General features: G+C 73.7%; 7 protein-coding genes and 1 pseudogene. 1 reads left to right on the top strand and 7 read right to left on the bottom strand.

From position 1 onward, the window contains the following. The 7 genes and pseudogenes from KPF47_RS07860 to KPF47_RS07830 all read right to left on the bottom strand — a co-directional run. Nucleotides 1-191: pseudogene (locus KPF47_RS07860) on the bottom strand (superoxide dismutase); the annotation flags it as partial. Between the two features lie 63 nt (nucleotides 192-254). Beyond that, complete coding sequence (locus tag KPF47_RS07855) at nucleotides 255-695, bottom strand: hypothetical protein (protein ID WP_224387783.1); 441 nt, start codon at nucleotides 693-695, stop codon at nucleotides 255-257. 294 nt (nucleotides 696-989) lie between these two features. After that, nucleotides 990-2,453, bottom strand: a complete 1,464-nt coding sequence (locus tag KPF47_RS07850) for a fused MFS/spermidine synthase (RefSeq protein ID WP_224387782.1) — start codon at nucleotides 2,451-2,453, stop codon at nucleotides 990-992. Between the two features lie 22 nt (nucleotides 2,454-2,475). Then, the gene (locus tag KPF47_RS07845; RefSeq protein WP_224387781.1) at nucleotides 2,476-3,495 is read right to left on the bottom strand and encodes an NADP-dependent oxidoreductase; all 1,020 of its coding nucleotides are present in this window, start codon (nucleotides 3,493-3,495) and stop codon (nucleotides 2,476-2,478) included. Nucleotides 3,496-3,586: 91 nt separating this feature from the next. After that, nucleotides 3,587-4,747: an acyl-CoA dehydrogenase family protein gene (locus KPF47_RS07840; protein WP_224387780.1), complete on the bottom strand. Its 1,161-nt coding sequence runs from the start codon at nucleotides 4,745-4,747 to the stop codon at nucleotides 3,587-3,589. After that, on the bottom strand, nucleotides 4,744-6,819 hold the full coding sequence (locus KPF47_RS07835; RefSeq protein WP_224387779.1) for a biotin carboxylase N-terminal domain-containing protein: 2,076 nt from the start codon (nucleotides 6,817-6,819) through the stop codon (nucleotides 4,744-4,746). The genes KPF47_RS07840 and KPF47_RS07835 overlap by 4 nt, the downstream gene beginning before the upstream one ends. 8 nt (nucleotides 6,820-6,827) lie before the next feature. Beyond that, nucleotides 6,828-8,417 (bottom strand): carboxyl transferase domain-containing protein, encoded by a 1,590-nt coding sequence (locus KPF47_RS07830; protein WP_308015351.1) that lies wholly within the window; start codon nucleotides 8,415-8,417, stop codon nucleotides 6,828-6,830. A 102-nt stretch (nucleotides 8,418-8,519) separates the two neighbouring features. Between KPF47_RS07830 and KPF47_RS07825 the strand changes: the two genes are divergently transcribed. Then, on the top strand, nucleotides 8,520-9,149 hold a 630-nt coding region (locus KPF47_RS07825), incomplete at its 3' end, for a response regulator transcription factor (protein WP_224387860.1).

Genomic DNA, 9,149 nt, shown 5'->3' with positions numbered 1-9,149 from the left:
TTCTCGAGTCCGACGATGGCGCCGAAGTCGTTTCTTGTCCCGGGCCTCGGCGAGCTTGTCCAGGGTGGTGTTGAGGCCCTGGACGTAGGTGTTGTGGTGCTTGCTGTGGTGCAGCTCCATGATTCGGGCGCGATGTGCGGCGCGAGCGCGGAGTAGTCGTAGGGCAGGTCCGGGAGCGTGTAGTCGGCCATGCACGCAGCCTGGGAGCTGAACCGGACTTCAGGTCAAGTGTGACGGCGGCCGCACGGCCGACCTCAGTGGTCGTCGCGCCCGGTGAGCGCGTGCTCCAGCTCGTCGGCGAGGTGGACGACCTGGCGGAACGGGAACTCGAAGCCGTCCAGGGCGGCCGGGCCGAGCGGGATCGAGTGCCGGAACACCACGACGCCCTCCTCCGCGGCCAGCCCGCCGACCACCGACGGCCCGGCCAGCTCCAGGGCACGGCCGAGGTCGACCTCGCCGAGCCGGGCGACCGGGGACTCGATCTGCACCCACTCCTGGTCCGGGTCCGCGACGGCGGCCGCCGCGTCGGTGACCTCGACGCCGGGCTGGCCCGCGCCCTCCCGCACCCGCTTCACGACGACGAGCTGGTCCCGGTCCTCGGTCGTCGGCAGCCGGAACCGCAGTTCGTCCGCGCCCTGCCGGACGATCTCGTACCGGACCACGACGTAGGCCTTCAGGTCCTCCCAGGTCGCCACGCCCGTCTCCCCCTCGATCGTCCGACGGAGCCCACCGGACCCCCGTCGCGACCCTAGCGTGATCCGGACCCCGCGCGGCCGGGCCTCGCCTCCCGGAGGAGCGCGTCTCCGATGGCCCCCACCTCCCGGTAGGCCCCCCGAGCTATATCTCGATGAGCGGAGCCGCCACGCCGCCGGATCGTCCGTGCTCGGATCACCTGCGCCGAGATGCAGCTGAGCGGGCGCCGGAGATCCACAATTCCCGCTGAGCTGCATCTCGGCACAGCGGGACGCCGGGCGGGGCGGGGCGGCGCCCTACCCCGCCAGGCCGGTGGTGATCAGCTGGTCCACCGGGGCGCGGTCGTCGGTCAGGACCGGCGCCCCCGCGGTGAACGCGGCGGTGCGGGCCGGGTCGAGGACCGTGCCGGCCGGTTCGGAGCGGGCGACGGCGGCGCCGAGGGCGGCCGGGTCGAGCGGCCGGTCCGAGGCGACGACCACCACGTTCCCGCCGCCGCCGGGGGCGAACTCGTCGGGGAGGGCGAGCAGCATCGTCGTCGGGAACCGGGACCCGACGGTCGCGGTGGCGGCCTTCACCAGGTCGAGCGGGTACCGGTCGATCACGTTGAGCACGTAGACCCCGCCCGGGCGCAGCACCCGCGCCACCTGGTCGAGGAACTCGGTGGTGGACAGGTGCCAGGGCACCGAGCGGGCCCCGAAGGCGTCGCCGACGACGAGGTCGGCGGAGTCGTCGGGCAGCGCGGCCAGGTTCACCCGGGCGTCGCCGGTCCGGACGGTGGTGCCGGGGATCGCACCCGCGTCGAGCGACCGCACCCCGAGGTCGATCACGCCGGGGTCCAGCTCCAGCACGGTCGAGGTGCTACCGGGGCGGGTCGCGGCGAGCCAGCGCGGCATGGTCAGCGCGCCGCCGCCGACGTGCACCGCGTCGAGTGGCCGCCGCTGCGGGAACGCGGTGTCGATCGCGGCGGCGAACCGCTTGGTGTAGGCGAACTCCAGGTGTGCGGGGGCGCCGAGGCGGACGTAGGAGTGGCGCAGGTCGTCGAGCACCAGGTAGCGACCGGCCGGGTCCGCGGGGTCGGTCCGGACGGCGGCGCAGTAGTAGGTGGTGTCGGCGTCGCAGCGCCCCGGCAGCGCGACGAGCGCGACGGCCAGCAGGAGCGCCGCGGCGCCGCCCTTCGCGATGTCCGAGCGCCGCCGGCGGGGTGCGAGGACCAGCCCGAGCACGAGGCAGGCGGCGGCGGTGACCAGCAGGATCGCACTCACCGGCAGCAGCGCGACCAGCACGAACCCGGTGAGGAAGGTCCCGGCGAGCGACCCGAGGGTGCCCGCGGCGGACAGCCCGCCGACGACCTCGCCGGAGCGGTCCAGCCCGGTCAGCCGGGCCTTGGTCACGGCCGGGGTGACCGCGGCCAGCGCCGTCACCGAGACCAGGGTGGACGCGGCGACGAGCACCACGGCGGCGTACGGCCCGGCGCCGAGCAGCGGACCCAGCAGCCGGACCACCGGCCGCACGGCCAGGGTGCCCAGGCCGCCGACGACCATCATCAGCGCGGCGACGGCGACCGGGTCGCGCTCGTCGGCCCACCGCCCACCGAGCGAGGCCCCCGCCGCGATCCCGGCGAGGGCCACCCCGATCACCGCGGTGGTCGACTCCAGGGTCAGTCCGACGTAGGGCGCGACGAGCCGGGTCGCGAGGGTCTCGACGACGAGGATCGCCGCCCCCGAGACGACGACGGCGGTCCGGGCCATGGCGAGGCGCACCCCGCCATGGTGCCGGTCGGGGTCAGCTCCGCTTCAGCCGGAGCACGAGCTTGCCCGTGTTCTCACCGCGGAACAGCTTTCCGAACACCTCCGGGAAGTCGTCGACGGTGCCGTCGACGACGTCCTCGCGGCTGTGCAGGCGGCCCTCGGCGAGCCAGCCGGCGAGCTCCGTGCCGGCCTCGCCCCAGCGGGGGAGGTAGTCCCCGACCAGGAAGCCCTCCATCCGGGCCCGGCTGACCAGCAGGTTCATGTAGTTCTTCGGGCCGGTCATGCCGCCCTCGGCGTTGTACTGGCTGATCGCGCCGCAGAGGACGACGCGGGCGCGCATCGCGAGCCTGCCGAGCACGGCGTCGAGGATCTCCCCGCCGACGTTGTCGAAGTAGACGTCCACGCCGTCGGGGGCGAGTTCCTTCAGCCGCTGCGACACGTTCTCCGAGCGGTAGTCGATCGCGGCGTCGAACCCGAGCTCGTCGGTGATCCACGCGCACTTCTCCGGACCGCCCGCGATGCCGACGACCCGGGCACCCTTGATCTTGGCGAGCTGACCGACGACGGAGCCGACCGCGCCGGCCGCACCGGAGACGACGACCGTCTCCCCCTCCGTGAGGGCACCGACGTCGAACAGCCCGAAGTAGGCGGTCATGCCGGTCATGCCGAGCAGCGCGAGGTAGCGCTCCGGCGGCACGTCCGCGGTCGGGGAGACCTTCTGGAGGCCGCGGCCGTCGCTCTCGACGTACTCCTGGACGCCGAGCACGCCGGTGACGGTGTCGCCGACGGCGAAGTCCGGGTTCTTCGAGGCGACGACCTCACCGAGGCCGAGCGCGCGCATCACCTCGCCGATCCCGACCGGGGGCGCGTACGAACGGCCCTCGTTCATCCAGCCGCGCATCGCCGGGTCCAGCGAGACGTGGCTGACCCGGACGACGATGCGGCCCTCGCCGGGCTCGGGCACCGGCTCGGTAGTGTGCTCCCACACCTCCGGGCCGGGGGTGCCCTGCGGGCGCGCGGCGAGCCGTACCTGGTGGTTGACCTCGTTGCTCATGACACCGGTCTACCCCGGTCACGCGCGCGGCACCGCATCACGGTCGTCACGCGCGTGACGGGAATGTCGTTCGGTGACCGAACGATCGTCCTCACAGGCCCAGGTGCCGCGCGATCAGCATCTTCTGCACCTCGGAGGTGCCCTCGCCGACCTCGAGGATCTTCGCGTCGCGGTAGAACCGCCCGACCGGGTACTCGTTCATGAAGCCGTAGCCGCCGAAGATCTGGGTGGCGTCGCGCGCGTTGTCCATCGCGGCGTTCGACGAGACGAGCTTGGCGATCGCCGCCTCCTTCTTGAACGGCTCCCCCGCGACGAGCAGCCGCGCGGCGTGCTGCCAGGCCAGCCGGGCGGTGTGCGCGCGGGCCTCCATCTCGGCGATCTTGAACTGGATCGCCTGGTAGGAGCCGATGGTGTTCCCGAACGCCTCACGCTCACCGGCGTAGCGCACGGACTCGTCGACGCAGCCCTGGGCCAGCCCGGTCGCCAGCGCCGCGATCGCGACCCGGCCCTCGTCGAGGATGGACAGGAACTGGGCGTAGCCGCGACCGCGCTCGCCGAGCAGGTTCGCCTCGGGGACGCGGACGTCGTCGAAGAACAGCTCGCGGGTGTCGGAGCAGTTCCAGCCGACCTTGGAGTACTTCTCGCTCACCGTGAACCCGGGCGTGCCCGCCGGGACGAGGATCGCCGAGATCTCCTTGCGGCCGTCCGGCTTCTCACCGGTGACGGCGGTGACGGTGACCACCGAGGTGATGTCGGTGCCGGAGTTGGTGATGAAGCACTTCGACCCGTTGATCACCCAGTCGCCGCCGTCGAGCCGGGCGGTGGTGCGGGTGGCGCCGGCGTCGGAGCCGCCACCGGGTTCGGTGAGCCCGAACGCGCCCAGCGCGCGGCCCGCGGCGAGGTCGGGCAGCCAGCGCGACTTCTGCTCGTCGGTGCCGAACCGCAGGATCGGCATGGCACCGAGCCCGACGCCGGCCTCGACGGTGATCGCGACCGAGGAGTCGACCCGGGCCAGCTCCTCCAGGGCCAGGCAGAGGGCGTGGTAGTCGCCGCCCTGCCCGCCGTACTCCTCCGGGACGGGCAGGCCGAACAGGCCCATCCCGCCCATCTTCGCGGTGATCGCGTAGGGGAACTCCTCGCGGATGTACAGGTCCCCGATGACCGGGGCGACCTCGGTGCGCGCGAACTCCTCGACCGCGGCACGCAGCGCCTCGTACTCCTCGGCGGTGGTGGTGTCCTGGGCGACGGTCATGGCTGCTCCTCCGATACGGGCTCGACCACGAGCAGCACCGCGTCCTTGGCGACGGTGGCTCCGGCCCGGGCCCTCAGCTCGCGCACCGTCCCGTCGACGGGGGCGGTGAGCACGTGTTCCATCTTCATGGCCTCGACGACGACCAGCTTCTGACCCGCGGCGACGGCGTCCCCGTCGGCGACCTCCACGACGGTCACCGTTCCCGGCATCGGCGAGACGACCGGTCCGCCCGCACCGCCGGCGGCCGCGGCGGCCTCCGTCGGTGCCTGCTCGCGCACGCCCCAGGCGTGCCCGTCACGGCCGATCCAGACGACCCCGTCGGCGCCCTCGGCGACGGCGCACCGGCGGGTGCGCCCGTCCTGGGTGTGCTCCACGACCCCCGGTGCGACGGCGGCGGTGCGGCACCGGGCGGCGGCCGCTGCGGGTGCCGCCGACGCCGGCACGGCGGTGTCCTCCGCGTCCGCCGCTCCAGCGGCGGCGGGCAGCGCGAGGTCGAACCCTGCCGCCCGGCCGCGGGCGCGCACCTCGACGACGCCCTCGGCGCCTCCGGTGACCAGGCGGGTCACCGTCCAGGCGGGCTCCCCGACCCGCCAGCCACCGGGGATGTCGAAGGGGTCCACCACGGGCCCGGCCGGCTCCCGGCGCAGCAGCCCGAGACCGGCGACGGCACCGAGGACGTCGGCGGGCACCGTGTCGTCGACCAGTGCGGCGCCGCGGCGGGCGATCAGCCCGGTGTCGAGGCGCCCGGCGCGGACGTCGTCGTCGGCGAGCAGGGCCCGCAGGAACCCGATGTTGGAGTCGAGCCCGAGCAGCACCGTGTCGCGCAGCGCGGCGTCGAGCCGGCGCAGCGCCTCGTCACGGGTGGCGCCGTGGGCGATGACCTTGGCCAGCATCGGGTCGTAGTCCGACCCGACCACGGTGCCGGTCTCGATCCCGGCGTCGACCCGCACGCCGGGCGGCGGGGTCCAGTCCAGCACCGGTCCGCCGGACGGGAGGAAGGTGAGCGCGTCACCGGAGACGGCGGCGGCCTCGGCGTACACCCGGGCCTCCACCGCGTGCCCGGTGAGCGCCACGTCGTCCTGGGTGATCGGCAGCGGCTCCCCCGCGGCGACGCGCAGCTGCAGCTCGACCAGGTCCAGGCCGGTGACCTCCTCGGTGACCGGGTGCTCGACCTGCAGCCGGGTGTTCATCTCCAGGAAGAAGAACTCGTCGGGACGGTCCGAGCTCACGATGAACTCGACGGTGCCGGCGCCGGTGTAGCCGACGCTGCGGGCGGCCTCGCAGGCGGCGCGGCCCATCTCGGTGCGCTGCGCGGGGGTGAGCAGAGCCGAGGGTGCCTCCTCGATGATCTTCTGGTGGCGGCGCTGCAGCGAGCACTCGCGCTCGCCGAGGTGCACGACGGTGCCGTGCGCGTCGGCCATCACCTGGATCTCGATGTGCCGCGGCGTGGTGACCAGCCGCTCGGCGAGCAGGGTGTCGTCGCCGAAGGAACCGCGGGCTTCGCGGCGCGCACCGGCGATCGCGTCGGCCAGCTGCTCCGGGGAGTGGACCTCGCGCATGCCCTTGCCGCCGCCGCCGGCCGACGGCTTGAGCAGCACCGGGTACCCGATGTCGGCGACGACGGCGGCCAGGTCGTCGTCGGTGAGGCCGGAGCCGTCGGACCCGGGCACGACCGGGACCCCGGCCTTCGCGACGGTCTGCTTGGCGCGGATCTTGTCGCCCATCGCCTCGATCGCCGACGACGGCGGCCCCACGAAGGCGATCCCCGCCTGTTCGCAGGCGGCGGCGAACGCGGTGTTCTCGGACAGGAAGCCGTAGCCGGGGTGGATCGCCTGCGCACCGGTCGCCCGGGCGGCGGCGATCACGTTCTCCACCGACAGGTAGGACTCGCCCGCGGCGGCCGGGCCGATCCGGACGGCCTCGTCGGCGGCGCGGACGTGCGGGGCCGCGGCGTCGGCGTCGGAGTACACGGCGACCGACCGGACGCCCAGCGAGCGCAGGGTGCGGATGACGCGGACCGCGATCTCGCCGCGGTTCGCGACCAGGACGGTGTCGAACAGTGCCGATCCCATGGGGGGCCTCACATCCGGAAGACGCCGAAGGCCGGGTCGGCCAGGGGCGCGTGGGCGGCGACGGACAGGGACAGCCCGAGCACGGTGCGGGTGTCGGCGGGGTCGATGACGCCGTCGTCCCACAGCCGGGCGGTGGAGTAGTAGGGGTGGCCCTGGGTCTCGTACTGGGCGCGGATCGCGTCCGGGTCGGCGTTGCCGACCGTGCCGAGCACGGTGGCGGCCTGCTCGCCGCCCATCACCGAGATGCGGGCGTTCGGCCACATGAACAGGAACCGGGGCGAGTACGCCCGCCCGCACATGGCGTAGTTCCCGGCGCCGAACGAGCCGCCGATGACGACGGTCAGCTTCGGCACCCGGGTGGAGGCCACCGCGGTGACCATCTTCGCGCCGTTGCGGGCGATGCCACCGGCCTCGTACTCGCGGCCGACCATGAACCCGGAGATGTTCTGCAGGAACACCAGCGGGATGCCGCGCTGGTCGCAGAGCTCGACGAAGTGCGCGCCCTTGGTCGCGGACTCGGAGAACAGGATCCCGTTGTTGGCGACGATCCCGACCGGGTGGCCGTGGATCCGGGCGAACCCGGTGACCAGGGTGGTGCCGTACTCGGACTTGAACTCGGCGAACCGGGAGCCGTCGACGACCCGGGCGACGACCTCGCGGACGTCGTAGGGGGTGCGGGTGTCGGTCGGCACCGCGCCGTAGAGCCCGGCGGGGTCGACGGCGGGCTCCTCGGTGGGGTGCACGTCCCACGGGCGGGGGGCGCGCGGGCCGAGCGTCGCGACGATCGCGCGGACCCGGGCGAGGGCGTCGGCGTCGTCGGCGGCGAGGTGGTCGGTGACGCCGGAGACCTTCGCGTGCAGGTCCCCGCCGCCCAGCTCCTCGGCGGTGACGACCTCGCCGGTCGCGGCCTTCACCAGCGGCGGGCCGCCCAGGAAGATCGTGCCCTGGTTGCGGACGATCACGGCCTCGTCGCTCATCGCCGGCACGTACGCCCCGCCCGCGGTGCACGAGCCGAGGACGGCGGCGATCTGCGGGATGCCCCGGCCGGACATCTGCGCCTGGTTGTAGAAGATCCGGCCGAAGTGCTCGCGGTCGGGGAACACGTCGTCCTGGGCGGGCAGGAACGCCCCGCCGGAGTCGACCAGGTACACGCAGGGCAGCCGGTTGTGCAGCGCCACCTCCTGCGCGCGCAGGTGCTTCTTGACCGTCATCGGGTAGTAGGTGCCGCCCTTGACCGTCGCGTCGTTCGCGACGACGACGACCTCGCGCCCGGCGACCCGGCCGACACCGGTGATCATCCCGGCGCCGGGGGCCTGGTCGTCGTACATCCCGTGGGCGGCCATCGGGGACAGCTCCAGGAACGGCGACGACGGGTCCACCAGTGCGTCCACCCGGTCCCGGGGCAGCAGCTTGCCCCGCTCGACGTGCCGGGCCCGCGACCTCTCCGGCCCGCCGAGGCGCGTGCGGCCGAGCTGCGCGTGCAGGTCGGCGACCAGTGCGCGGTGCGCGGCGTCGTTCTCCACGGCGCGCGGGTCGGCCGGGTCCACCGCCGTGCCGAGCCCCGGGGCCGGCGCGGGTGGGGCCTGCGGTGCCGTCATCGGGACCTCCGGGGGGTCAGGGTGTTAATGAGCATTAACAGGTTAGCGGTTGTTAACACGCGTCGTCCAGAGCGGGCGACGGCGACCACTACCCTGGGAGGCGTGCGCCTGCTGCTGGTCGAGGACGAGAAGCCGCTCGCCGAGCTGGTCCGCCGGGGCCTGACCGGGGAGGGGCACGAGGTCGAGGTCGCGCACGACGGCCCCACCGGGCTGCAGCTCGCGCTGTCCGGGCGGCACGACGTCGTCATCCTCGACATCATGCTGCCGGGACTGTCCGGCTACCGGATCCTGCAGCACCTGCGCGACCGCGGGGTCTGGACGCCGGTGCTCATGCTGACCGCCAAGGACGGCGAGTACGACGAGGCCGACGCCTTCGACCTCGGCGCCGACGACTACCTGACCAAGCCGTTCTCCTTCGTCGTGCTGCAGGCACGGCTGCGGGCGCTGCTGCGCCGGGCCGGGGAGGCCGCGCCCACCGTGTTGCGGGTCGGGGACCTCACGCTGGACCCGGGCACGCACCGGGTGCACCGCGGCGAGACCGAGATCCCGCTGACCCCGCGGGAGTTCGGCGTGCTCGAACACCTGATGCAGAACACCGGGCAGGTCGTGACCAAGACCGACATCCTGCGCTCGGTGTGGGACGCGCACTACGACGGCGAGGTCAACGTCGTCGAGGTCTACGTCGGCTACCTGCGCCGCAAGATCGACGCGCCGTTCGGCACCCACAGCATC

This window comes from Pseudonocardia sp. ICBG1293, assembly GCF_020131355.1.
Lineage (GTDB): Bacteria > Actinomycetota > Actinomycetes > Mycobacteriales > Pseudonocardiaceae > Pseudonocardia.
This window is presented reverse-complemented; position numbering and strand designations above follow the sequence as displayed.